At 61.3% G+C, this 23,689-nt stretch carries 23 protein-coding genes and 1 pseudogene; 22 read left to right on the forward strand and 2 right to left on the reverse strand.

Annotated features, from left to right (window positions below; translation table 11 throughout):
- Positions 1 to 6: 6 nt before the first annotated feature.
- From H7698_RS27995 to H7698_RS28075, 17 genes and pseudogenes are all read left to right on the forward strand, one after another.
- Complete coding sequence (locus H7698_RS27995; protein WP_162441116.1) at positions 7 to 783, forward strand: ABC transporter permease; 777 nt, start codon at positions 7 to 9, stop codon at positions 781 to 783.
- Positions 780 to 1,547, forward strand: a complete 768-nt coding sequence (locus H7698_RS28000; protein WP_194693556.1) for an SDR family oxidoreductase — start codon at positions 780 to 782, stop codon at positions 1,545 to 1,547. The genes H7698_RS27995 and H7698_RS28000 overlap by 4 nt, the downstream gene beginning before the upstream one ends.
- Positions 1,548 to 1,565: 18 nt before the next feature.
- The gene (locus tag H7698_RS28005) at positions 1,566 to 2,108 is read left to right on the forward strand and encodes a cupin domain-containing protein (RefSeq protein ID WP_162441117.1); all 543 of its coding nucleotides are present in this window, start codon (positions 1,566 to 1,568) and stop codon (positions 2,106 to 2,108) included.
- A gap of 4 nt (positions 2,109 to 2,112) precedes the next feature.
- On the forward strand, positions 2,113 to 2,997 hold the full coding sequence (locus tag H7698_RS28010) for an alpha/beta fold hydrolase (protein ID WP_194693557.1): 885 nt from the start codon (positions 2,113 to 2,115) through the stop codon (positions 2,995 to 2,997).
- Entirely contained in the window at positions 2,994 to 3,830 is an 837-nt protein-coding gene (locus tag H7698_RS28015) for an IclR family transcriptional regulator (RefSeq protein WP_162441206.1), read from the forward strand. The genes H7698_RS28010 and H7698_RS28015 overlap by 4 nt, the downstream gene beginning before the upstream one ends.
- A 1-nt stretch (position 3,831) precedes the next feature.
- On the forward strand, positions 3,832 to 4,629 hold the full coding sequence (locus tag H7698_RS28020; protein WP_194693558.1) for an SDR family oxidoreductase: 798 nt from the start codon (positions 3,832 to 3,834) through the stop codon (positions 4,627 to 4,629).
- Complete coding sequence (locus tag H7698_RS28025) at positions 4,622 to 6,304, forward strand: thiamine pyrophosphate-binding protein (protein ID WP_194693559.1); 1,683 nt, start codon at positions 4,622 to 4,624, stop codon at positions 6,302 to 6,304. The genes H7698_RS28020 and H7698_RS28025 overlap by 8 nt, the downstream gene beginning before the upstream one ends.
- A 10-nt stretch (positions 6,305 to 6,314) precedes the next feature.
- Positions 6,315 to 7,118 carry an aspartate dehydrogenase gene (locus H7698_RS28030; protein ID WP_194693560.1) on the forward strand — a complete coding sequence of 268 codons (804 nt, stop codon included), beginning with the start codon at positions 6,315 to 6,317 and terminating at the stop codon, positions 7,116 to 7,118.
- A 9-nt stretch (positions 7,119 to 7,127) separates the two neighbouring features.
- The gene (locus tag H7698_RS28035) at positions 7,128 to 8,624 is read left to right on the forward strand and encodes an aldehyde dehydrogenase (protein ID WP_194693561.1); all 1,497 of its coding nucleotides are present in this window, start codon (positions 7,128 to 7,130) and stop codon (positions 8,622 to 8,624) included.
- Positions 8,621 to 9,586, forward strand: a pseudogene (locus tag H7698_RS28040) (VOC family protein). The gene H7698_RS28035 and the pseudogene H7698_RS28040 overlap by 4 nt, the downstream one beginning before the upstream one ends.
- A 13-nt stretch (positions 9,587 to 9,599) precedes the next feature.
- Positions 9,600 to 10,742, forward strand: coding sequence for an FAD-dependent monooxygenase (locus H7698_RS28045; RefSeq protein ID WP_194693562.1), 1,143 nt, complete (start codon positions 9,600 to 9,602; stop codon positions 10,740 to 10,742).
- Positions 10,743 to 10,744: 2 nt separating this feature from the next.
- Positions 10,745 to 11,062 (forward strand): hypothetical protein, encoded by a 318-nt coding sequence (locus H7698_RS28050; protein WP_162438831.1) that lies wholly within the window; start codon positions 10,745 to 10,747, stop codon positions 11,060 to 11,062.
- Position 11,063: 1 nt separating this feature from the next.
- Positions 11,064 to 11,291, forward strand: a complete 228-nt coding sequence (locus H7698_RS28055) for a recombinase-like helix-turn-helix domain-containing protein (protein ID WP_162438830.1) — start codon at positions 11,064 to 11,066, stop codon at positions 11,289 to 11,291.
- A gap of 21 nt (positions 11,292 to 11,312) precedes the next feature.
- Positions 11,313 to 12,347 carry a Rieske 2Fe-2S domain-containing protein gene (locus H7698_RS28060; RefSeq protein WP_162438829.1) on the forward strand — a complete coding sequence of 345 codons (1,035 nt, stop codon included), beginning with the start codon at positions 11,313 to 11,315 and terminating at the stop codon, positions 12,345 to 12,347.
- Entirely contained in the window at positions 12,344 to 12,781 is a 438-nt protein-coding gene (locus H7698_RS28065) for a Rid family hydrolase (RefSeq protein WP_194693563.1), read from the forward strand. Before H7698_RS28060 ends, H7698_RS28065 begins: the two co-directional genes overlap by 4 nt.
- 3 nt (positions 12,782 to 12,784) lie before the next feature.
- Positions 12,785 to 13,744 carry a PDR/VanB family oxidoreductase gene (locus tag H7698_RS28070; protein WP_194693564.1) on the forward strand — a complete coding sequence of 320 codons (960 nt, stop codon included), beginning with the start codon at positions 12,785 to 12,787 and terminating at the stop codon, positions 13,742 to 13,744.
- A 369-nt stretch (positions 13,745 to 14,113) separates the two neighbouring features.
- Positions 14,114 to 15,343 carry a hypothetical protein gene (locus H7698_RS28075; protein WP_194693565.1) on the forward strand — a complete coding sequence of 410 codons (1,230 nt, stop codon included), beginning with the start codon at positions 14,114 to 14,116 and terminating at the stop codon, positions 15,341 to 15,343.
- 261 nt (positions 15,344 to 15,604) lie between these two features.
- On the opposite strand, the gene H7698_RS28080 is transcribed toward H7698_RS28075, so the two are convergent.
- Positions 15,605 to 15,970 (reverse strand): histone-like nucleoid-structuring protein, MvaT/MvaU family, encoded by a 366-nt coding sequence (locus tag H7698_RS28080; RefSeq protein WP_162438825.1) that lies wholly within the window; start codon positions 15,968 to 15,970, stop codon positions 15,605 to 15,607.
- A gap of 276 nt (positions 15,971 to 16,246) precedes the next feature.
- On the opposite strand from H7698_RS28080, the gene H7698_RS28085 reads away from it, so the two are divergent.
- The 3 genes from H7698_RS28085 (at position 16,247) to aac(6') (ending at position 20,760) form a co-directional block, all read left to right on the forward strand.
- Positions 16,247 to 17,836 carry a sensor domain-containing diguanylate cyclase gene (locus H7698_RS28085; protein ID WP_194693566.1) on the forward strand — a complete coding sequence of 530 codons (1,590 nt, stop codon included), beginning with the start codon at positions 16,247 to 16,249 and terminating at the stop codon, positions 17,834 to 17,836.
- Positions 17,837 to 17,924: 88 nt separating this feature from the next.
- A complete protein-coding gene (locus tag H7698_RS28090) occupies positions 17,925 to 20,180 on the forward strand; it encodes a TonB-dependent siderophore receptor (RefSeq protein WP_194693567.1) in 2,256 nt (751 codons plus the stop codon).
- A 127-nt stretch (positions 20,181 to 20,307) separates the two neighbouring features.
- Positions 20,308 to 20,760, forward strand: a complete 453-nt coding sequence (gene aac(6') / locus H7698_RS28095) for an aminoglycoside 6'-N-acetyltransferase (RefSeq protein WP_194693568.1) — start codon at positions 20,308 to 20,310, stop codon at positions 20,758 to 20,760.
- Between the two features lie 28 nt (positions 20,761 to 20,788).
- On the opposite strand, the gene H7698_RS28100 is transcribed toward aac(6'), so the two are convergent.
- Positions 20,789 to 21,277: an Lrp/AsnC family transcriptional regulator gene (locus H7698_RS28100; protein WP_194693569.1), complete on the reverse strand. Its 489-nt coding sequence runs from the start codon at positions 21,275 to 21,277 to the stop codon at positions 20,789 to 20,791.
- A gap of 132 nt (positions 21,278 to 21,409) precedes the next feature.
- Here H7698_RS28100 and H7698_RS28105 point away from each other — a divergent pair, with 132 nt between their 5' ends.
- Entirely contained in the window at positions 21,410 to 22,849 is a 1,440-nt protein-coding gene (locus H7698_RS28105) for an L-lactate permease (protein WP_194693570.1), read from the forward strand.
- A 226-nt stretch (positions 22,850 to 23,075) separates the two neighbouring features.
- Positions 23,076 to 23,612 (forward strand): AAA family ATPase, encoded by a 537-nt coding sequence (locus tag H7698_RS28110; RefSeq protein ID WP_194693571.1) that lies wholly within the window; start codon positions 23,076 to 23,078, stop codon positions 23,610 to 23,612.
- The last annotated feature ends 77 nt before the right edge of the window (positions 23,613 to 23,689 follow it).

Genomic DNA, 23,689 nt, shown 5'->3' on the forward strand with positions numbered 1-23,689 from the left:
GACACGATGAAAAACCTCAATAACTCCATGCTCGGCAGCGTTGCCCTGCTGATCCTGTTCCTGGTGCTTTGGCAGTGGGGACCGGGACTGCTCGGCATGCCCGAATTCGTCATGCCGCAACTGAGTCGCGTGGCTCAGGAAAGCGTGGTGATGTGGCAGACCGGCGGGCTATTGCAACACACCCTGATCACCGCGTTCGAGATCATTGTCGGCTTCGGCCTGGGTGCCCTGCTCGGTGTGGCCATCGGCGTTTCGCTGGGCCTCTCGCCGGCCGCGGAAGCCATGTTGTCGCCGTACATCCTGGCGCTGCAGATTGCCCCGAAAGTCGCCTTCGCACCGCTTTTTGTGATGTGGCTGGGCTACACCATTTACCCGAAGATTCTGATCGCCATCCTGATCGTGTTCTTCCCGGTGATGATCAACGTGCTGTCGGCGATTCGCACCGTCGACCCGGACATGATCAACCTCGTGCGGACCATGAACGCCAGCCGCTGGCAGATCTTCCGCCTGGTGGAGTTCCCGTCGGCCATGGCCGCGCTGTTCTCCGGCCTGCGCATTGCCTCGACCCTGGCCGTGATCGGCGTCACCGTCGGTGAACTGGTCGGCGGTAATCAGGGCCTGGGCTTCCTGCTGGTCGATGCCGAAGGCCAGGGCAATACCGCTGGCGTGTTCGTCGCCATCGTGATGCTCACGGTCATCGGTGTTCTCGCCTACGGCGCCGTGGTCTGGAGCGAAAAACGCGTCCTGCACTACATGCCCAAAGCCATGTTGAGCACCCAATGATGACGACCCTCAATCGCTTGCTCGAAGGCCGCCGCGTGCTGGTCACCGGTGGCGCCCGTGGCTTGGGCTACGCCTTTGCCCAGGCCATTGGCCGGGCCGGTGCCCATGTGGTGATCGCCGATATTCTCGCTGAACGGGTGCAGCAATCCGCCGCCGAACTGGTTGCCGAAGGCCTGGTCGTGCATGGCGTGACGGTCGATCTTGCACAACCGGATTCGATCGATGCCTGCATCGCTGAAACCGTTCGTTTGCTCGGTGGGCTCGACGGCCTGGTGAACAACGCATCGATCACCAATTCCGGCGGCAAGACCTGCGTAGAGCTGACCCTCGACACCTGGGATCAGGTCATGCAAGTCAACGTGCGCGGCACCTGGCTGATGACCAAGGCAAGCCTGCCAGCCCTGCGCGCCAGCGGTCATGGCGCCATCGTCAACCTGGCGTCCGACACACCGTTGTGGGGCGCGCCGAACCTGTTGGCGTATGTCGCGAGCAAAGGCGCAATCATCGCCATGACCCGCAGCCTGGCCCGCGAACTGGGCGCTGACAACATCACGGTCAACGCTATCGCGCCGGGCCTGGTGCTGGTCGAAGCCACCGCCTACGTGCCCGAAGCCCGTCACCGTTTGTACAAAGATCAACGGGCCATCCAGCGCCCACAACTTCCCGAAGACGTCAGCGGCGCCGTGCTGTTCGCGCTGTCCGACCTCGCCCGTTTCATCACAGGACAAACCTTGCCGGTCAACGGCGGGTTCGTCATGCCTTGACTTGATCTGGAGACAGCCATGACCGATTTATCCGCACACGTACAAGACACTCCAAAAAGCTGGGAACAACCGGCCGGCAGCGACCTTGAAAGCTGGATGAACACCCGCATCGCCCGCTACGAAACCCGCAAGTACGACTGGAACGCGCTGAAATTCCAGGCCGACTACGACCCGAAATTCCGTCGTGCGCAAATGCGCTACATCGGCACCGGCGGCACGGGCGTCAGCACCGACATGAACACCATTCCATCGGAGAACTTCACGTTTTCCACCATGGTGATTCCCGCCGGTCACGAAGGCCCGCCGCACCTGCACACCGACGTTGAAGAAGTGTTCTTCGTGCTGCGCGGCAAGCTCAAGGTGGTGATCGAAAAGGACGGTGAGCGTTTCGAAACCATCCTCACTGACCGCGACGTGATTTCCGTGCCGCCGGGTGTGTACCGCGAAGAGATCAACATCGGCGATGAAGACGCGTTGATGTGCGTGATGCTCGGCGCGAAAAAACCCGTCACCCCGACCTACCCGCCAGAACACCCTCTGGCCTCGATCAAGCGCGGATAAGCCCATGTTGCACGCCATCGACAATCACGCCTCGTCGCTGACCGACGATCTCCAGGCCCAACTGGCCCTGCACTTTCCCCTGCGCCTGCTGGAGATTGCCGGTGGACGCCAGGGCATCCGCGAATGCGGGGCCGGGCCGGCGATTGCGTTGCTGCACGGGATCGGTTCGGGCTCGGCGTCGTGGTTGCAGGTGGCCCGCGTACTCGGCCAGAGCGCCCGGGTGATTGCCTGGGACGCGCCCGGCTACGGTGAATCCACACCGCTGCGGGCACTGGCGCCCGATGCGTCGGACTATGCCGAGCGACTGCTGCAGATGCTCGACGCACTGGGTATCCAGCGCTGCGTGCTGGTGGGGCATTCCCTCGGCGCGATCACCGCCACCGCGTTTTCCAGCGGTGTGCAGCAACAGCGTATCAGCCGGCTGGTGTTGATCAGCCCGGCGCAGGGTTACGGCCATCCATCCCGTGCCTTGCAGCGCCAGGAAGTGCGCAGCAAACGCCTGCGCACGCTGGAGCAACTGGGCATTCAAGGCATGGCCGAACAACGCAGTGCACACATGCTGTCGCCCAACGCCAGCCCGAAGGCGAAAGCTTGGGTGCAATGGAACATGGCGCGGCTCAAGCCCGACGGGTATCGCCAGGCCATTGAACTGCTGTGCGGTGAAGACCTGCTGCGGCATGCACCATTGTCGATGCCGTGCGAAGTGCATTGCGGAGAAGCCGACGGCATCACCCCGCCCGAAAGCTGCCTGCCCCTCGCCAAGGCGTTGGGTGGCACGTTCAACCTGATTGCCGATGCCGGGCACGCCAGCCCCATCGAACAACCGTGTGTCGTCGCGGGCCGTCTGGCCTGCGCCCTCAAAGAATCCCTGACAGGTGCATCGCTATGAACGATTCAGATCTGCTGAAGGACGCTCAGGACAAATACATCGTGCCGGGACTGGAGCGCGGCCTGCTGCTGCTCTGCGAGTTCAGCCGGCGCAATCGCACGCTGACCGCGCCGGAACTCGCCCGCCGTCTGGCCTTGCCGCGCTCGACGATCTTTCGCCTGCTGACGACGCTGGAAACCATGGGCTTCGTCACCCGCAGCGGCAACGAATACCGCCTCGGCATGTCGGTGCTGCGCCTGGGCTTCGAATACCTCGCCTCCCTGGAACTCACCGAACTCGGCCAACCGTTGCTGGCGCGGTTGTGCGACCGCCTCAACTACCCGAGCAACCTGGTGGTGCGCGACGGTCGCTCGATCGTCTACGTGGCCAAGGTCTCGCCGCCGTCGGTGTTCTCGAGCGCGGTCAACGTCGGCACTCGCCTGCCCGCCCACGCCACCGTGCTGGGGCGCATTTTGCTCGAAGACCTGTCGCTCGCCGAGTTGCGTGAGCTGTACCCGGAAGATCATCTGGAACAGTTCTCGCCCTGCACGCCGAAAACCGTGATGGAGCTGTTCGACATGGTTCAGGCCGACCGTCAGCGCGGGTTTGTCAGCGGTGAAGGTTTCTTCGAGTCGGCCATTTCAACCGTTGCCGCACCGGTGCGCGATCAGTCCGGGCAGATTGTCGCGGCGTTGGGCGTGACGATTCCGACCACGCAAATTGCCCACGTCAACTTCAACGAATTGCTCCTGCAAGTGCGGCGCAGCGCCGACGAGTTGTCGCGTCTGCTCGATTACAACAGCGGCGCCGGCCACGACGGTCAGAACCGCGTGACGGCCTTGATGAGGGATTGAGATGAGCCTTTATCAACTGCAAGGCCACACGGCAATCGTCACCGGAGGCTCTTCGGGCATTGGCCTGGCGTGCGTCGAGTTGCTGCTCGAAGCTGGCGCGGCCGTGGCCTTCTGCGGTCGCGACGAAGATCGCCTGCGCAACGCCGAAACCGCCTTGCGCCAACGCTTTCCTGAGGCACGGTTGCTGGCCCGGGTCTGCAACGTGCTCGACGCCGATTCGGTCAACGCCTTCGCCGCCGCCAGCCTGGCCGCATTGGGACCGGCCAGCGTGCTGGTCAACAACGCCGGGCAAGGCCGCGTGTCGACCTTCGCCGACACCACCGACAGCGCCTGGACCGAAGAGCTGAACCTGAAGTTCTTCTCGGTGATCAACCCGGTACGTTCGTTCAAGACACAGCTTCAAGGTCAAGCGGACGCCGCCATCGTCTGCGTCAATTCGCTGCTGGCCAGCCAGCCCGAACCGCACATGGTCGCCACCTCCGCCGCCCGTGCCGGCGTAATGAACCTGGTGCGTTCGATGGCCACCGAATTTGCCCCGGACGGCATTCGGGTCAACGGCATCCTGATTGGCCTTGTGGAATCCGGGCAATGGCGCCGACGTTTCGAAGCCCGCGAAGAGCGGGATCTGGACTGGACCCAATGGACCGCCCAACTCGCACAACGCAAACACATTCCCTTGGGGCGCCTGGGCCTGCCGATTGAAGCGGCCCGCGCGATCCTGTTTCTGGCTTCGCCCCTGTCGGCTTACACCACAGGCAGCCATATCGATGTTTCTGGAGGCCTGTCCCGCCATGCGTAATGAAAATACTGTCACCGTTGGCGCTGCCATCACCGCGTTCCTCGAACAGTGCGACGTCAAGGCCGCGTTCGGCGTGATCTCGATCCACAACATGCCGATCCTCGACGCCTTCGCTGTACGCGGCAACATCCGCTTTGTCATGGCCCGGGGCGAAGCCGGCGCCACCAACATGGCCGATGCCTATGCCCGCACCACCGGGGGTCTGGGCGTGTGCCTGACGTCCACCGGCACCGCCGCCGGCAACGCGGCCGGGGCGATGGTCGAAGCGCTGACCGCTGGCACGCCGCTGCTGCACATCACCGGGCAGATCGAAACGCCGTACCTGGACCAGGAATTCGCCTACATCCACGAAGCCCGCGATCAACTGACCATGCTCAAGGCCGTGTCGAAAGCCGCGTTCCGTGTGCGCAGCGTCGAAACGGCGTTGAGCACCATGAAGCTTGCGGTGCAGACCGCCCTGACCGCGCCGACCGGTCCGGTCAGCGTCGAAATCCCGATCGACATCCAGTCCACCTTCATCACGATGCCGACCGACCTGTCCCCGCTGCCGGTCCCGGTGGCCGTGCCGTCGCCCGAAGCGCTGGATCTGGTAGCCGAGCGTCTGGCCAGTGCCACCCGACCGCTGTTGTGGCTCGGCGGCGGCGCGCGGCATGCCGGCCCGCAGGTCAAACGCCTGCTGGACATGGGCGTCGGCGTGATCACCTCGACCCAGGGTCGCGGCGTGGTCAATGAAGACGATGAGCGCTGCCTGGGCGCGTTCTCGCAAAACAAGCGGGTCGAGCAATTCCTGCAAAGCTGCGACGCCCTGCTGATCGCCGGCTCACGCCTGCGCAGCAACGAGACCTTCAAGTACGCGTTGAAATTGCCGCGCAACACCCTGCGCATCGACGCCAACCCGGCCATCGAAGGTCGCAGTTACAACAGCGAATTGTTCATCTGCGGTGACGCGGCACTGGCCCTCGAAGGCCTGGCTGATCGTCTGGAAGGTCGTCTGCAGATCGACCCGACGTTCCTCGCGGAGCTCAAGGACGTTCGCGAAAAATCCCGCACACAATTGATCGCCGACCTGGGCCCGTACTCGGCCATGGTCGAACAGCTGCAAGCCATCACCGGGCGCAATTTCTCCTGGGTGCGCGACGTCACGCTGTCCAACAGCATTTGGGGTAATCGCCTGCTGACGCTGTACCACCCGCGTGCCGGCGTGCATGCGCTGGGTGGCGGCATTGGTCAGGGCCTGTCGATGGGCATCGGCGCGGCGGTTGCGGCGGCGGAAACGGCGCCTGAACGCAAGGTCTTCGCGCTGGCCGGTGACGGCGGTTTCATTCTGAACCTCGGTGAGCTGGCGACCCTGGTGCAAGAGAACGCCAACGTGGTGATCCTGCTGATGAACGACCAGCGCTACGGCGTGATCCGCAATATTCAGGACGCGGTCTACGGCAGCCGTCACTGCTACGTCGACTTGCACACGCCGGACTATTCCAAGCTGGCCGAATCGCTGAACCTGCGCCACGGCCTGGTCACCGACCTGAAGGATTTCGGTCGCGTCGTCGACGGTGCGCTGGCACAACCGGGGCCGTTCCTGCTGGAAGTCGACATGCTCGCCGTCGGCAGCTTCGCCACCCAGTTCGCCGGTCCGCCCAACAGCGAAACCAAAGCGCAAAAAGCCACGGCCTGAGGACTTCGTCATGTTGCACATCACCATGATCGGCTGCGGCGCCATTGGCGTCGGCGTGCTCGAACTGCTGGAGAAAGACCCGCAGCTGTGCGTCGACTACGTGATCGCCTCCGCCGGTTCCGAAGCGTTGGTACGCCAGCGCCTGGCCTGCTTCAAACAACCGCCGCAGGTGCTGACGGCATTGCCGGCTGACGCCCGCCCTGACCTGCTGGTCGAGTGCGCCGGCCACCGCGCCATCGAAGAACATGTGCTGCCGGCGCTGGAACGTGGCATCGCCTGCCTGATCGTCTCGGTCGGCGCGCTGTCCGAAGTCGGCCTGGTCGAGCGCCTGGAAGCCGCCGCCGAACGGGGGCAGACCCGCATCGAATTGCTGCCCGGTGCCATCGGCGGCATCGACGCGCTGTCGGCGGCCAAGGTCGGCGGCCTGGACGCGGTCAACTACACCGGCCGCAAACCGGCCCGGGCCTGGAAAAACACACCTGCGGAAACAGTGTGCGACCTGGACAGCATCACCGAAGCCACGGTGATTTTTCAGGGCAGCGCCCGGGAAGCGGCGCACCTTTACCCGAAGAACGCCAACGTGGCCGCGACCCTGTCGCTCGCCGGGCTTGGCCTGGACCGCACCCACGTGACGCTGATCGCCGACCCGCAGAGCGAGGAAAACGTGCATCACTTCGAAGCCCGCGGTGCCTTTGGCGGTTTTGAATTGAGCCTGCGTGGCAAGCCGCTGCTGGCCAATCCGAAGACTTCGGCCTTGACCGTTTACAGCGTCGTCCGCGCCTTGGGCAACCACGCTCACGCGATTTCGATTTAGGGGACAGCGATGACTTTTGAACAGACGTTACCCATCTGCATCGCCGGCGAATGGCGACTGGGGCGCGGCGAACGCTACGCCACGTGCTACCCGGCGACCGGCGAGGCCGTTGCCTGGCTGAACGCCGCCAGTGTCGAAGACGTGGAAGACGCCGTTCAAGGCGCCCATCTGGCGTTTTTGCACAGCGGCTGGGCGCAGCGCAAACCCCATGAGCGGGCCAGCGTGCTGTACCGCATTGCCGAGCTGATCCGTGAGCGCAGCGAAGAACTGGCGCAACTGCAGCGTCAGGACAATGGCAAACCGATCAACGAAACCCGGGCGTTGGTGGCCAGCGCTGCCGGCACGTTCCAGTTCTTCGCCTCGGCGTGCGAAACCCTCGAAGAAACCATCACGCCGTCCCGTGGTGATTTCGTCACCATGAGCGTGTACGAGCCGATGGGCGTGATCGCCGCGATCACCCCGTGGAACTCACCGATTGCCAGCGAAGCGCAGAAGGTGGCGCCGGCACTCGCAGCGGGCAACGCCGTGGTGATCAAACCGGCGGAAATCACGCCGCTGATGGCCTTGCAACTGGCGCGCATCTGCGAAGACGCCGGGTTGCCCAGAGGCCTGCTCAGCGTACTGCCGGGCAAAGGTTCGCTGCTCGGCGATGCTCTGACGCGTCACCCGCTGATCAAGCGTGTGTCGTTCACCGGCGGCACCAGAACCGGCAAGCACATTGCCCACATCGCCGCTGACAAGATGATGCCGGTATCCCTGGAACTGGGCGGCAAATCACCGACCATCGTGCTCGAGGACGCCGACCTTGATCATGCGGTGGCCGGGGTGTTGTATGGCATTTTCAGCTCGTCGGGCGAAGCCTGTATCGCCGGTTCGCGGTTGTTCATCGCACGAGCACTGTACGCGCCGTTCATGGCGCGACTGGTGGCGGCGGCGGCTGAACTGCGCGTCGGTGATCCGGCGGATGAGCGCACGCAAATGGGGCCGCTGATCAGCGCCAGTCACCGTGAATCGGTCGAGCGTTATGTCGCGCTGGGACTGGCCGAAGGCGGTCGGTTGCTGCTCGGCGGCCAGCGTCCGAAAGGCGGAATCTACGACCAGGGTTACTACTACCCGCCGACCATCCTCGAAGGCTTGAACAACACCCAGCAAGTCTGCCAGGAGGAAATCTTTGGTCCGGTGCTGGTGGCCATGCCGTTCGATGACGAGGCGCAATTGCTTGAGCAGGCCAACGACAGCCTGTACGCCCTCGCCGCCGGCATCTGGACCCGCGATTACAAGCGTGCCTGGACGCTGGGACGAAAAATCCAGGCCGGTACGGTGTGGATCAACACCTACAAGCAGTTCTCGATCTCCACCCCGTTCGGTGGCTGGCGCGACAGCGGTCTGGGCCGGGAAAAAGGTCGCCTCGGCATCCTGCAGTACATGGAACAGAAGAGCCTTTATTGGGGCATGAATGAACAGCCACTGGCCTGGGCCGGTGTGCAACGCGAGGTAGGGTTATGAGCGTTTTAGGCATTGATGAAGTCACCTACGGCGTCGAAGACCTCGACACCAGCGCACGATTTTTCAGCGACTGGGGCCTGAGCAAAGTCAGAGAGCAACCTGACGAGGTGATCTTCGAAACCCTCAATGGCTGCCGCGTGGTGCTTGCGGACATCAACAAGGCCGGCTTGCCGCCCGCCATCGAAGCCGGTTCGACCGTGCGCGAAGTGGTCTGGGGCGTGGCCAGCGAGGCTGACCTGAAGCTGTACAGCGAGCGCATCGCCAACGATCCGGGGTTTATCGAAGCCAACGGGCGCATCGGTTGCACCGACCCCAATGGCCTGGCAATCCGCCTGCAAGTCACCCGCAAGCGTGAGCTGAACATCGAGTGCAGCGGCCACAACACCTGGCAGACCAAAGGCCGGATCAACAAAGCGGCACCGATCTATGACCGAGCGACGCCGATCGAAGTCGGCCACGTGGTGTTTTTCGTCAAGGACGTCAACGCGTGCGAAGCCTTCTATCACGAGCGATTCGGCTTCCAGGCCTCGGACCGTTAACCGGACCGCGGCGCGTTCTTGCGCACTGCCGAAGAAGGCGGTCACCACGACCTGTTCATGCTGCAACTACCCGCCCCTCGCGCCGGCCTCAACCACGTCGCGTTCACCGTGCGCGATGTGCACGAAGTGTTCGGTGGCGGCATGCACATCTCGCGCAGCGGCTGGGCCACGGAAATCGGCCCGGGACGCCACCCGGTGTCGTCGGCGTTCTTCTGGTACTTCAAGAACCCGGCCGGCGCACTGGTCGAGTACTACGCCGATGAGGATCAACTGACCGGCGAATGGGAGCCTCGCACCTTCGAACCGGGCCCCACGGTCTTCGCCGAATGGGCGATTGCCGGCGGCATCGATGGCAACACGCGACGCCAGCACAACGTGGAAGCGCCCCAAGGCAAATTCCTCACCGACAAGCCAAAACCCTGAGCAGGAGTCGTCCATGTCTTCGTTGAATATCGCCATTGCCGGCGCCGGCATCGGTGGCCTGACCGCCGCCATTGCCCTGCACCGTGCCGGCCATCACGTCACCGTGTTCGAACAGTCGAAAGCCTTCCTGCGGGTTGGTGCCGACATCAACCTGACCCCGAACGCCGTGCGTGCCCTGGACGGTTTGGGTGTGGGTGCTGCGGTGCGCATTCCCGCTGCTCGCCCGACCCATCGCATCAGCCGGATGTGGGACAGCGGCGAGGAAACTTCGCGCCTGGAAATGTCCGATGCCGCCGAACAAAAATACGGCGCGCCGCAACTGACCATTCACCGCGCCGACCTGCTGGCAGCGTTGGCGGACGTGTTCCCGCAAACCCAGGTGCAGTTTGGTAAACGCACGGAACAGGTGACGCAAAACGCCGACGGTATCGAACTGCGCTTCAAGGATGGCAGCCGCCACGTGACCGATCTGTTGATCGGCGCCGACGGCATCCACTCGGTGGTGCGCAACGCGCTGTTCGGCGACGAGCAACCGCGCTTTACCGGCGTGGTCGCCTACCGCGCGGTGGTGCCGACCGAGCGCGTGGCGCACGTACCGAACATCCAGGCATTCACCAAATGGTGGGGCCCGACGCCGCAAAGCCAGATCGTCACTTTCCCGCTGAATCAGGGCCGGGACATCTTCATCTTCGCCACCACCGCCCAGGACAGCTGGCATGAAGAATCCTGGACCAGCGCTGGCGATGCCGATGAATTGCGCAGTCACTATCAGGATTTCCACGGAGACGCCCGGGCACTGCTTGATGCTTGCAGCGAGGTGCTCAAGACGGCGCTGTACGAACGCGATCCGCTGCCTTTCTGGTCCAAAGGTGCGATGACGCTGCTGGGCGACGCCTGCCACCCGATGATGCCGTTCATGGCGCAGGGCGCTGGCCAGGCCATCGAAGACGCGGTGGTGCTCGCCCGTCATCTGCAAGACCTGACCGGCACGGCCGGGATCGCCGATGCCCTGCAGGCTTATGAGCAGTCGCGGTTGCAGCGCACCAGTCAGATCCAGATCGGTTCACGCGGCAATCAATGGCTCAAGGATGGCGGGAACGCCGACTGGGTCTATGGCTATGACGCCTGGGCCGTGCCCATGCCCAACGTGGCTTGAGCATGAGCGAATCGCTGCGGGTGACCGTGCTGCTCAAGCACGACCAATCGAAGAACCTGGAAGACATTCAGCGGCACATGAAGCAGCAGGACTGGTGGGAGCGGTTTCCCCCGCAAGGTGTCGAGGTGGTGTCCTGGACCGTGGCCATGGGCCTGGGCCAGATCGTCACCTTGCGCTTGCCACCCAGCCTGCTGCCGACCCTCAACGTCGAGCTCGAACGCTCGGCCTGGGGGGTGTTCAGCACTGAAGTGTTCCCGACGTACGACTTTATTCCCGTGCGCGAAATGATCCGCGAACGGGTACGCAATGGAGGTCAATGAGATGAGCAATACCGAACCCTACCTGGAGCCCCATCAGGCCCGCAAACGGCCCAACACGCAGTTCGAAGAGTTGCTTGGCGACTCCATCGAGCGCGCGTTCGGCAATGGCGTCACCGAGCTGCCGGACCTGCTCGCGCACCTGAACCGGGCCGGGCCGCCCTGCCCGCTCACCACCGGAGAGTGGACCCCGGACGCCTACACAACCCTGATGGCTCGGCTGGGCGAATGACCCGCCGGAGGTAAATAAGAAATGAACATGAATACAACCGTCGATCCTGTAGAAAACCACCTGGCAAACGGCCTGAAGAACCTTTGGTTCCCGGTCTTGCCGTCCGACCAGTTGGGCGAGAAACCGGTGTCGATCCGTCGACTGGGCTACAAGATCGCCTTGTGGCGCGACAATGACGGCCACGTGCACGCCCTCGAAGATCATTGCCCGCATCGCGGTGCGCCGCTGTCCCAGGGACCGATTCTCGGCGACCGTCTGCAATGCCCGTATCACGGCGTTGAAGTGCGCTGCGACGGTACGGTCACGAAGGTGCCCGGCAGCCCCGGTTGCAAACTCGAAGGCAGCCGCCCGACGCGGATGTTCCACACCCGTGAAGCCGCTGGCGCGATCTTTCTCTACAACGCTGCCGAGCCCCACGTGGACACCCCGCCCGAACTGGTCCTGCCCGAGCAACTGACCTCCCCGGAGTGGAGCAGCTTCATCTGCTACGCCGAGTGGAAAGGCGATTACCGTTACGTCATCGACAACGTCATGGACCCGATGCACGGCACCTACCTGCACAAGATGTCGCACTCCATGAGCGAAGGCGAAGCCACGGCCAAATTCGTCACCCGTGACACCGACACCGGGTTCTTCTTCGAGAAGGAAGGCCAGCGTGGCGTGAACTTCGACTGGACCGAATTCATGGACAACAGCTGTCACTGGCTGCGTCTGGAAATTCCCTACCCGAAAACCGGCGGCCCCGGCGGAAACTTCACCATCATCGGCAGCTACACCCCAAGCAGCCGCTCGCTGTCGGCGGTGTTCCACTGGCGTTGCCGTCCACTCACCGGCTGGCAGCGCGACACCTGGCGCTTCCTCTACAAGAACCGACTGGAAGCGCGGCACTGGGCGGTGCTGGAACAGGACCGGGTGTTACTCGAGTTCATGGAGCCGGACGCCAACCAGCGGGAAAACCTCTACCAGCATGACCTCGGTGTGGTGCGTCTGCGTCGTTACCTGAAAAACGCGGCCAAGGCTCAACTGGAGTTGATCGACGCGAAGCAGTTGTCATGAGTGCAGCCGTGCAGCGTGTTCAAGCCGGCTCGTTGAGCGAGCCGGCCGGCAGCACCTGGTCGAATGCCTTGCTGATCGGCAACGACGTGGTGATGTCCGGCATGACCGGGCATCCCGCCACGCGCCAGGCCGTCGAGGCTGGCGCGCCGCTGGACGCCTACGCACAGACGCTGGTGGTGTTGAACAAAATCCGCGCGCTGGTTGAAGCGGCTGGCGGGCATGTCGGCAACCTCTACCGGCTGACGGTGTATGTGACCGACATCGCCGACAAAGAGGACGTGGGCCGCGCGCGGCGTGATTTCTTTGCAGGTCATGCGGTGTTCCCGACCTCGACGCTGGTCGAAGTGAGCGCGCTGGTGTTTCCCGAACTGCGGGTGGAGATCGAGGCCGGCGCGCGTCTCGATCTCGATTTGCGAACTGTCGAAAAGAGGTGACCGATGTCCCATTCCTCCCCCCTCACCGCGCTCGTGCACACCCTGCGCTACGAAGCTGACGGCATCATCAGTGTCGAGTTGCGGCCCTATGGCGACACGGTATTCGCCCCGTTCGAAGCCGGGTCGCACATCGACCTGCACTTGCCCAACGGGCTGGTGCGCAGCTACTCGCTGCTCAACTCCCCGAGCGATCAAGGCCGCTATGTGGTCGGCATCCTGCGCGATCGCAACAGCCGTGGCGGTTCGGAATATGTGCACGGACAACTGCGGGTCGGCATGCAGCTGCCGATCTCGTCGCCGCGCAATAACTTCCAGCTCGACCTCAGCGCCAGACACAGCGTCCTGGTGGCCGGCGGTATCGGCATCACACCGATCTACTGCATGTTCCGCCAACTGCTGGCGCTGGGAAAATCCGCCGAGCTGATCTACTGCGCACGTTCCCGGCAGGAAGCGGCCCTGGTGCAAGAGCTCAGCGGCCTGGGCGCGAAAGTGCACTACCACTTCAACGACGAAAAAGGCGTGCCGCCGGACCTGGGCGCTTACCTGGCGAATCAACCCGCCGACACGCACTTCTACTGCTGCGGCCCGACGCCCATGCTCGATGCCTTCGAAAGCACCTGCGAAGGCCTCGGCTATCCCCATGCGCACATCGAGCGCTTCGTCGCGGCTGAACTGCCGCCCTCCGAAGATGCGCAGAGCAGTTACAGCGTCGAACTGAAGAAATCCGGCAAAACCCTGTCGATCGAGCCGGGTTTGAGTTTGCTCGACGTGTTGCTGGAGGCGGGTTGCGACATCGACTACAGCTGTCGCGAAGGGGTGTGCGGGTCCTGCGAGACCCGGGTGCTGGAAGGTGATATCGACCACCGTGACGGCGTGCTGACCAAAGCCGAACGTGCGGCCAATAAATCCATGATGGTGTGTGTGTCAGGGTGCAAGAGTCGTCGTTTGGTGCTCGATCTATAGCGCTGTTAGTTAGTTCACCCGTTAAACAGGCCGACAGTGTTGTCGGCCTTTTTTTATGCGCGTGAAGTAAAGACGCACAGATAACGTGCAATTTCGTTACCCCGCCAGCGCCCTGTTTCACGGGCAACACAAGAAAATGCGTTTCCCATATAAACCATTGTTTTTACTAAACAAAAGACAACCCGGTAGAGTTGGCATAGTTTCTGCTCTATTCACATCAAGTTCATAGGCCAGACGCCGTATTACCTGTGAAACAGTCAATACCGACACGCAACTGATAAGAGCAACACTTTCTGGTTATTCATCCCTGCCTTTTTCAAGGCGGCGGAAAAGTGTTGCCAGTCACTTAACACTACAGGGGAGGTCAACATGAAGAATAACGTTCTATGCCTGGGATTGATGTTGTGCAGTTGCGTCAGTTTCGCGGGCGAGCCCGGCCCTGCTGCACCCGAAGCATCAACGACCGGCAAAAAGCCTTTTCCGCATATCGCCTGGCGCAGTGACGATGGCGACAGCAGCCTGGACATCGGTGGCGCGTTGCGCACCAACTACCGCGACGAACATTGGGACACCACTGAAAACAATGGTCGGTTTCTCTTCGACACTTTCCGCATCGACGTACAGGCCACTTACAAGAACCTCTACAGCGATGTTGGCTATTGGTTTCAAGATGACGGAAAGCGCTCCATTGATCGCGGTTTTGTCGGTTATCGCTTGAACAGCAATTCGAACCTGCAACTGGGCGCACCCTTCAAGCCATTCGGTCTCGAACCGTATCCGCAGTTCGGCTGGAGTTATCACCTGCCCTTCTTCATGGGTTATGGCGTCAGCGCCGGCACGGGTTTGAAATACAGTTACAAGGATAAGGAGTGGGATGTGCAACTGGGCTTCTTCCCGCGCATGTTGCCGTCGGACATTCGCTACTCGCCGGAAGTCGGGCGCTACGCTGATCTTAAAGACAATGCGATCCCGTTCACCCAGTCACGCCAGGACAACGAGAAACACAACCAGATCAACGCCCGCGTCGCGCGGACCTTTACCAACGATGGCTGGAAAACCGAGATCGGCGCATCGGTCGCCGCCGCCCAGCTGTACAACGACACCACCAAGGATGACGGCGACTATTGGGCCGGTGGCATCCACGCCATCATCAACAAAGGCCCGTGGACCGTTACCACCCAAGGTATTCGCTATGAATACGACCCGAAAAACCCGGCAGGCGTCAGCGACGATTCCGTGCTGATGGGTGGCAACGGCCTCACGCCCGCCTACTTGATCGCCTCTAAAGCTACTTTGGTTTCACTGAACGTCGGTTACGACATTCCAACGCCGAAACTCGGGCAACTGAAGAAGATCAAGCTCTACAACGACTACAGCCGCATGATGAAAGACAAAAGCGGTTGGGACGACTCCCAGATGTATACCGTCGGCGCGCAATTCCTGGCCATGCCGATCATCGCGTGGCTCGACCTGACCTGGGCAAGGAACGCCAACCCGTACGGCGGCGCGGAGAATGGAACGGGCTTTACCAATACCCAGTCGGCGGGGAGCAATGAGTGGTATTACCGGACGAATATCAATATCGGGTATTACTTCTAACGCCAGTGAAATCACAGGCAAACACGATGTTCTGTAGCAGCTGGCGAAGCCTGCGTTAAGCGCGACGCTATACCTGTGGCGAGGGGATTTATCGAAACGTCGCACCGCCCCGTTGGGCTGCGCAGCGGCCCCAAAATCTTTACGACTGCTGCGCAGCCGGACGGGGATGAATCCCCTCGCCACAGGTTCGCCAGCTGCTACAGTTATTGATGTTCGTTTAAACAAAAGGCCCTTGAAGGGCCTTTTTCTGCATTGAAATTATTACGCGCTGCGCCACGATTCAACGGTGTCGGAGCCATGTTCAGCCTTCCACTCTTTAAGCGTTTTGTGATTACCGCCTTTGGTTTCTACGACTTCGCCCGTTTTCGGGTTTTTATAAACCTTCACTTGGCGAGCTTTGCGAGTGCCTGACTTCGGCTGGGCTGCGGGCGTGCGGCTACCTGCTTTTGGATCGAGCAGGTTGACGATGTCTTTCAGGCTGTAGCCGTACTTGGCAAGCAACGCGCGAAGTTTGGTTTCGAATTCAATTTCCTGTTTGAGGCCTGCATCCCCTTTTAAGGTTTCAAGCGCTTTGAGCTGCTCGGCGAGGTGTTTTTCAAGTTGGCGGAACTCTGCAAGTTTGGACATGGAAACCTCTATCTGATTTGTTTTCTAACGTTACACCAAAAATAAGCGTTCGCTAGAAAGATTGTTTTTATGTGACTCATTTGGCTAATAGATTGAATCAAGTAGCAGGCGCATGGTCTTGTCAGGGCAGTAGATCAAGGCCCTTCCGAGCACTCAGAGGTAACGTCAGCCTGGACACCGCACGAAGGCGCACTATGGTTTTTCAGAGATGAAACCAATGGACTAACCTGCCTGCATTGATAGTTGAATGCACAGATCAGTCGTAAAGGACGTGCAATGCTCCCCAGTGAAGAGCCAGGATTCAAGGTAGAAAGCGCCCCCGAGGCTGCCGCTGCAAAAGCGGTGCGTGCGCGAACCATCTTCCGACTCACCGTGAGCTTCATGCTGCTGGTCGTCTTTGCATTCATGGCGGTTGAAGGCTGGCGGGAATGGCGTGACTATCGCGCCGCGTTTGCATCGGCCCACGATTCGGTAACGAATCTGGCGCGCGCAACGGCTCAGCATGCGGAAGATGCCATCCGGCAAGTCGACGTGCTGACCACTGCGCTCAGCGAACGGGTGGAAGGCGACGGATTAGAGAACATCGACGTCCCGCGCATTCATAAACTGCTGATAGAGCAATCCAAAATAATGCCCCAGCTGCATGGGTTGTTTATTTATGGCGCCGACGGGCATTGGATTGTCACGGACAAGGAAATAACCCCCGATACCGCGAACAATGCCGACCGCGATTACTTCAAATACCACCGTACTCACGAAGATCGACACGTGCGTATCGGCGACGTCGTCAAAAGCAGATCCACCGACGATCTGATCATTCCCATCTCCCGCCGCTTGAACAACAAGGACGGTTCCTTCGCCGGTGTACTGCTGGGAACCCTCAAGGTCAGTTACTTCATGGATTATTACGGCGATTTCAAAATCGATGACAAAGGCGCTCTGGTGCTGGCCTTGCGCAACGGAACCATCCTGGTTCGACGCCCTTTCATGGCATCCGTCGTCGGTAAAAGCCTGGCCAATAGCGAGATCTTCCAGCGCTACCTGCCACACGCCAACGAAGGCGTCGCAGAAGTCAGAGCGGTCATCGACGACACCGATCGCCTGTACGGTTACAGAGCATTGACGACCTACCCCCTCGTCGTGCAAGCCGGGCTTTCGCGCGAATCCATCACGGCACCCTGGCGCCGGGACCTACTGAAAACCGGCTTCGTGCTGGTCTTCTTGATCGCCGTGCTCGCGGTCTTCGGTCTTATCGTTTTGAGTCAGTTGCGTCAAAGGATGGTGATGGAACGGCAACTGCGTCGCGTGCACCAGGCGATGCGGGACATGGCACTGACGGACAGCCTGACCGGGCTGGGCAACCGTCGGCGTCTGGATACAGCGCTGGTCGATGAAATACGCCTGGCCAGGCGCCAAGGCTCATCGCTCGCCGTGGTCATGCTCGATGTCGACTACTTCAAACGCTACAACGACCGGTATGGCCATGCCGCGGGCGATGACTGCCTGAGCGCCGTGGGCGGCGCGATTCAGCGGGCGGTCAAAAGACCTGGTGACCTGGCCGTCAGGTACGGTGGAGAAGAATTTACCGTGCTGCTTCCCAACACGAACACCGCAGGCGCCAAACAGGTTGTCGAGGACATCCTGGACGCCATACGAGCCCTGAACATCGAACACGCCGAGTCTGCGCTGGGCAAAGTGACCGCAAGCGCCGGGATAGCGGTAAGCCGGCCGAGCATCGAAGACGTCACGCCGGCTGCCCTGCTGAAGCTGGCAGACGCGCAGCTCTACCTGGCAAAACAACAAGGGCGCAATCGCTGGTGCTGCGCCGACGGGCCCACTCAGCAAGCGATTATTCCGCCGTTATGAGAAACATTCGCAAATAAGTGTTTGGCAATATTTCGTAACTGCGTATGATATTGATTCCCAATAACATCAAAATCATACGTGAGCTCGCATGCCCTCTCCCATCGCCCTGTGTTCACCACATACCGTTACGCCGCGCGCGCCTTTGGCACTGCGCCCTCTGGCTCTGGCCGTGCACATGCTTGCGGCCGGTATCGCCTTCGCGGCGCCCTCGGTGCAGGCGGCGGAACACACTGAGCAGACAGAGACGGGAAGCTCTGTGACCTTGGCACCGATCGCTATCACGGAAACTGACAATCGCAAGCCCAGCGCCGTGACCGAAGACACCCATTCGTACACGACCGAGGCTGCACGCACGGCCACGCCGCTGAGCATGTCGCTGCGCGAGACGCCGCAGTCGGTCAGTGTCGTGACCCAACAGCGCATACAGGACCAGGACCTGAAGACGATCCTCGACGTGGTCAATAACGCCACCGGTGTGTCGGTCAACCGCTACGAGACCAGCCGGGCACAGTTCAACGCTCGCGGCTTTGAGCTCAACTCGCTGATGATCGATGGCGTGCCCACCATCTATGAGCAGCCATGGAGTTCGGGGGAGATTTTCAGCAGCCTGGCCATGTATGACCGCGTTGAAATAGTGCGTGGCGCCAACGGTTTGATGACCGGTGCCGGCGATCCTTCCGCGTCCATCAATATGGTGCGCAAGCGCGCCAGCAGTACGGACCTGAAAGGTTCGGTCGAATTGAGCGGCGGAACATGGGACACCTATGGCGTCGAGGCCGATGTGGCCACTGCGTTGAATTCGGAAGGTACGATCCGCGCACGACTGGTCGGGGAGACCAACGAGGGCGACACGTGGATCGATATGAACTCGAACAAGCGCCAGACCCTCTACGGCACCATGGACATCGACCTGACGCCCGACACCACGCTCTGGTTCGGTTTGAGCCATCAGGAAAGCAACGCCGACTCGCCGATGTGGGGCGGTCTGCCCGTCTGGTACGCCGACGGCAGCCGCACCCACTGGAGCCGCTCCAAGACGACTTCTGCCGATTGGAGCAAGTGGGACACGACCTACAAGACCTACTTCGTCAACCTTGATCACACCTTTGCCAACGACTGGACAGTCAACCTCAGCTACAACCGTGGCGAGCGAACCAGTGACTCTTCCCTGCTCTACCTTTCCGGCAATCCGGGGCAGAACGGCAGCGCCGGCATGGCTTCGTTCCCGGCGACCTACAAGACCGAAGCCACCCAGGATGACTACGGCATCCGCTTCAATGGCCCGTTCTCGATGCTGGGTCGCGAGCACGAACTGGCCTTTGGTTATGTGGACAGTAAACAGAAGTTCGACGCCGATTCACTCGATGCGCAGACGGGGTTCGGCGGGGTAGCCGACTTCGATGCCTACAACGGTAAGTTCCCCGAGCCGGTGTGGGGCCCGAAGACAGACTACGGCTACAGCGAGACCCGACAAAAAGGGCTCTACGCCGCCACCCGCCTGAACGTGACCGACGATTTCAAAGTGATTCTGGGCGCGCGTGAGAGCTGGTACGAGCAGACCAGTGATGACGTCTTTTCCGAAGTGAGCAAGACCGATGTCGATCATGAGCTGACCCCTTATGCAGGCGTTGTCTACGACCTCAACGACAACCTCTCGGCCTATGCCAGCTACACGGAAATCTTCCTGCCGCAGTCGGTCCGCGATCGCAATGGCCAGACGCTGGAACCGATCGTTGGTGAAAGCACCGAGCTGGGGCTCAAGGGTGAGTACTTCGATGGCCGCCTGAACGCCTCCGCCGCGATTTTCCAGATCAAGCAGGACAATCTGGGCCAGAACACCGGGGTGCTGATCGACCCTGCGAACCCTGTCGGCGGCTTCGCCTACGAGGCCAGTGAAGGCGCGACCAGCAAGGGTTTCGAGCTGGAAGTTTCCGGCGAGCTGGCAACCGACTGGAATGCCTCGGTGGGCTACACCCAGTTCAAGGCTGACGATGCCAACGGCGACGACGTCAACACGCTGTACCCGACCAAATTGCTGCGCACCTTTACCACCTACCGTCTGCCCGGTGCTTTCAACAAGCTGACCATTGGCGGCGGGGTCAACTGGCAAGACTCGATCTACACCTATGCCATCAACCCGGCAGGCAACTCCGAAAAAATCCAGCAGGATGCCTATGCACTGGTCAACCTGATGGCGCGCTACGAGATCACCGAAAACCTCTCGGCGCAGGTGAATGCCGACAACATCACCGACGAAAAATACTTCGACATCTTCGACGCCTACGGCGCCCTGACATACGGTGCACCGCGCAGCTTTACGGCTTCGGCGAAGTATCGTTTCTAAGGCAAACACTCGGCACCGGCGTTGGGCCGGTGCTGATCGGCCCCCCTTGCGAACGCAGCAAATCCGTCCGGCCGATATCACCGGGAATGATCTATGATCGGCGGGTATTCCTTCGAGTGTTCCTCCTATGATCAAACGTTGCACGTTGCTCGACCACGACGGCTGGCTGCCGCTGCGTGTTGCCCTGTGGCCTGATTCCGCCGCGAACAATGACGATGACAAACAGACGATGCTGAGCGCGCCGGAGCGTTATCTGGTGCTGATCTTCGTCAGTGAGAACGGCACCGCGCAAGGATTTGCCGAGGCATCGATCCGGTCGGACTACGTCAACGGTACTCACTCCTCGCCTGTGGCCTTTCTCGAAGGCCTGTACGTCCAGCCCGACAGTCGCCGCCAAGGCATAGCGCGGCAACTCGTGGCGGGCATCCAACAGTGGGCCGAAGAAACGGGCTGCACCGAACTGGCTTCGGATGCACTGCTGGATAACCAGGCAAGCCATGCCATGCATGAGTCATTGGGCTTCGCGGAGACCGAGCGAGTGGTTTACTTTTTGAAGCCTTTGGGGAATTTCAAGGCGTAGGGACGACGCAAGACCGTTCAGTCCAGGCTCACCCAGGCACGCTTGGCACCTCAAGCCCGACCTTCACGCGGTCCAGCGCCACGATGGTCTTGAACCAGGTCACGTTGGCGTTTTCGGCAAACAAACGCCGGGCCAATGCCTGGTATTCCTGCATGCTGGCAACGGTCACCACCAGGACGAAATCCACTTCGCCCGTGACGTAATAACACTGCTGAACTTCGGGCACGGCAAAGTGTGCCTTCATCGCTTCCAGTGCCTCGATACTGGTGCGCTCGGCCATGACTTCCACGATGATCGTGATCGGCCGTCCTACGGCGGTGGGGTCGACGATGGCGACATTGCCCGTGATGACGCCCCGCTCTTGCATCCGCTTGATACGGCGCTGGACTGCGGCCGTGGAGAGGTTGACCTGTTCGGCCATCAGCCGCAGCGGTGTGGTGTTGTCACGCTGGACGAGGTCCAGGATGGCACGGTCGAATTTGTCCAGGGATTCGGATGCAGCGTCGGTTTTGGCCATGATCGTTCCGCGAGAAATTTTCTCGAAAACTAGCAGAAAACTGCGACCCTTTATCTAGCCGCGAGAAATATTATCTTGCCGACAGCCTGCAGGAGCAGCGCTGGTCGGGAACTCACACAGGATATTATCGGCATGCTCGCACTGTTCCATCTCTCCCCCGTCCTGTTGGTGACCGCCATGCTCGTGGTGCTGCGCCGGCCACCCGTTCACGCCGCCATCGCCGGCACGCTACTGGTCGTGGTGCTTTGGCTCGCCGGCGCGGCCGATGCCTGGCACCTGGGCAGTCTGATAGCTGCTGCTCGGGACACCGCCGTGCTGTTTGCAAGTACAGCCTTCGTGATCGTGCCGGGGCTGGCGTTCGTGATTTTTATCGAGCGTCTGGGCGTCAACCAGGCGTTCAGTCAGTGGGTGCGCTCGTTGGGTCTGGGGCGCGGCGATCAACTGGTGTTCATCGTCCTCGGGCTGGCACCGTTGCTGGAGGCGATGACAGGGTTTGGTGTGTCATTGATCGCTACGGTGCCCCTGCTACTCAGCCTTTTCGAACGTCGCGTCGCGCTGCGAATTGCCCTGGCTGGCATGGCAATCATGCCGTGGGGCACGCTGGGCCTGGCGTCGGTCATTGGTGCCTCGCTGGCTCATCTGGACGCCCCTGCCCTGGCGTCGACTTCGGCGTTGACCAGCGCGCCGGTGTTCCTGGCCCTCAGTGCGATGGCGCTGTACCTGGCCGGTGTTCGCGAGTCGCGGGAATGGCGGTCGCTTGGGGTTTTCTGGCTGCTGTTCGTGGGTGTGCTGTACAGCGCCAGTCGTTGGTTGGGGCCGGAGGTGGCTGGCGTTGCTGCGGGTTTGGTGACGTCAGTCGCCGTACTGTCCGCCGGGCTGCGTCGCCGTGATGGCGAGCGCGGTGCGGTGCAATGGCCGCGTCAGGCATGGCCGTATCTGGCGCTGATCGTTCTGATTGTTGCGTTGAAGATCCTGTGGGCGATCACTGCCTGGCAGGATCACTGGGTCGTACAGGGCGCGCAGGTCAGCTGGAAACCCCTCGCCTCGCCTGGCGTGGCGTTGATTCTGGTGCTGATCGGGCTCTGGTTTCACACGCGCACTACACAACGCCAGCCAGGGTCTGACGTCTGCCTGCCGGCTGCGTTGGTCGCTCGGGCAAAGCGGCCACTGTTGACGATTTTCTTCTTTCTCGCGATGTCGCAGATGATGGTGAAGGCCGGCTTTCTGGCGGGGTTGATGCAATTGCTCGCAGGCCTGTCGCCGACCGCCGCGACGTCACTGGTGGCGATGCTTGGCGCGCTGTCTGGATACATGACCGGGTCGAATGTGGGTGGCAACGCGATCTTCATGCCGGCTATCGCCATGATGCCCGAAGGCTCCCGCCTGTTGCTGGCCGCCGTGCAGAACAGCGCGGCGGGTCATGCCGCACTGGGTTCGCTGTCGATCGTCATGCTGATCCTGGGACTGGCCAAAACCCAGGCGCAAGAAGAAAGCGATCTGGTCAGGTTCGGTTTTGCGCTGGTCTGTCTCAACACGGTGTTAGTCGCGTTGGGCGCGGTGTTGCTCACTTAGATGATCTCCAAACGGGCAAAGTCCTGTGGCGAGGGGATTCATCCCCGTTGGGCTGCGCAGCAGCCCCAAAACCATCACTATCGGTGAACCTGATACACCTAGGTTGCAGGGTTGGGGGCTGCTTCGCAGCCCAACGGGGATGAATCCCCTCACCACAAATGTATCCGTACCACTCAAGTGAACAGCACTCTACAATTGTCGGCTTTTTTCGCGACAGGAAGTCACCATGCAACGCGTCGTCATTCTGGGCAATGCCGGTAGCGGCAAATCCACCCTCGCCCGCGCACTCGGCGAGCGCCTTGGTATCCCCGTGGTGCATCTGGATACGCTGTTCTGGGAACCCGGCTGGGTCGAACCCGACGCCGAGCAATTCCGCGCACGGGTCCGCGAAGCCATTGAACCGGACGCGTGGATTTGTGAAGGCAACTATGCGCGTCGCACCTTCGAACTGCGCCTGCCTCGAACCGACCTGATCATCTGGCTCGACACGCCGCGCCTCACCTGCTTGACCCGGGTGATCCTGCGCAGCGTCATGAACCGCCCTCGCCCAGACCTTCCAACCGGCTGTACCGAGAAGATCGACCGGGCGTTCCTGACCTTTTTGAACTTCGTGTGGACGTTCGACCGAGGCTACCGTCCAGGTATCGAGTCAGTGCGCCTGGCCGTTGGCCCGCATGTTCCGACGCTGCACCTGCGTGGCACCCGGCAAATTATCGCGTTCCTCGACAGCCTGCCCGCGACGCCGGAAGGTTGCCTTGAATAAAGCGAGGGTGGCCAAGCACTGACTTGGAGAACCGCTCGGCTCCTGTTTCAACGGAACACCCAAGACAACGAACCCGG

This window comes from Pseudomonas sp. p50(2008) (assembly GCF_015351605.1).
Lineage (GTDB): Bacteria > Pseudomonadota > Gammaproteobacteria > Pseudomonadales > Pseudomonadaceae > Aquipseudomonas.

Excerpts from the sequence above, each read along its gene's own strand:
- H7698_RS28110 (WP_194693571.1), top strand. The coding sequence starts at position 23,076 with ATGCAACGCGTCGTCATTCTGGGCAATGCCGGTAGCGGCAAATCCACC.
- H7698_RS28060 (WP_162438829.1), top strand. The coding sequence starts at position 11,313 with ATGAACATGAATACAACCGTCGATCCTGTAGAAAACCACCTGGCAAAC.
- H7698_RS28030 (WP_194693560.1), top strand. The coding sequence starts at position 6,315 with ATGTTGCACATCACCATGATCGGCTGCGGCGCCATTGGCGTCGGCGTG.
- H7698_RS28015 (WP_162441206.1), top strand. The coding sequence starts at position 2,994 with ATGAACGATTCAGATCTGCTGAAGGACGCTCAGGACAAATACATCGTG.
- H7698_RS28070 (WP_194693564.1), top strand. The coding sequence starts at position 12,785 with ATGTCCCATTCCTCCCCCCTCACCGCGCTCGTGCACACCCTGCGCTAC.
- H7698_RS28075 (WP_194693565.1), top strand. The coding sequence starts at position 14,114 with ATGAAGAATAACGTTCTATGCCTGGGATTGATGTTGTGCAGTTGCGTC.
- H7698_RS28080 (WP_162438825.1), bottom strand. The coding sequence starts at position 15,970 with ATGTCCAAACTTGCAGAGTTCCGCCAACTTGAAAAACACCTCGCCGAG.
- H7698_RS28090 (WP_194693567.1), top strand. The coding sequence starts at position 17,925 with ATGCCCTCTCCCATCGCCCTGTGTTCACCACATACCGTTACGCCGCGC.
- H7698_RS28025 (WP_194693559.1), top strand. The coding sequence starts at position 4,622 with ATGCGTAATGAAAATACTGTCACCGTTGGCGCTGCCATCACCGCGTTC.
- H7698_RS28050 (WP_162438831.1), top strand. The coding sequence starts at position 10,745 with ATGAGCGAATCGCTGCGGGTGACCGTGCTGCTCAAGCACGACCAATCG.
- H7698_RS28020 (WP_194693558.1), top strand. The coding sequence starts at position 3,832 with ATGAGCCTTTATCAACTGCAAGGCCACACGGCAATCGTCACCGGAGGC.
- H7698_RS28065 (WP_194693563.1), top strand. The coding sequence starts at position 12,344 with ATGAGTGCAGCCGTGCAGCGTGTTCAAGCCGGCTCGTTGAGCGAGCCG.
- H7698_RS28105 (WP_194693570.1), top strand. The coding sequence starts at position 21,410 with ATGCTCGCACTGTTCCATCTCTCCCCCGTCCTGTTGGTGACCGCCATG.
- H7698_RS28005 (WP_162441117.1), top strand. The coding sequence starts at position 1,566 with ATGACCGATTTATCCGCACACGTACAAGACACTCCAAAAAGCTGGGAA.
- H7698_RS28010 (WP_194693557.1), top strand. The coding sequence starts at position 2,113 with ATGTTGCACGCCATCGACAATCACGCCTCGTCGCTGACCGACGATCTC.
- H7698_RS28085 (WP_194693566.1), top strand. The coding sequence starts at position 16,247 with ATGCTCCCCAGTGAAGAGCCAGGATTCAAGGTAGAAAGCGCCCCCGAG.
- H7698_RS28000 (WP_194693556.1), top strand. The coding sequence starts at position 780 with ATGATGACGACCCTCAATCGCTTGCTCGAAGGCCGCCGCGTGCTGGTC.
- H7698_RS28045 (WP_194693562.1), top strand. The coding sequence starts at position 9,600 with ATGTCTTCGTTGAATATCGCCATTGCCGGCGCCGGCATCGGTGGCCTG.
- H7698_RS28100 (WP_194693569.1), bottom strand. The coding sequence starts at position 21,277 with ATGGCCAAAACCGACGCTGCATCCGAATCCCTGGACAAATTCGACCGT.
- H7698_RS28055 (WP_162438830.1), top strand. The coding sequence starts at position 11,064 with ATGAGCAATACCGAACCCTACCTGGAGCCCCATCAGGCCCGCAAACGG.
- H7698_RS28035 (WP_194693561.1), top strand. The coding sequence starts at position 7,128 with ATGACTTTTGAACAGACGTTACCCATCTGCATCGCCGGCGAATGGCGA.
- H7698_RS27995 (WP_162441116.1), top strand. The coding sequence starts at position 7 with ATGAAAAACCTCAATAACTCCATGCTCGGCAGCGTTGCCCTGCTGATC.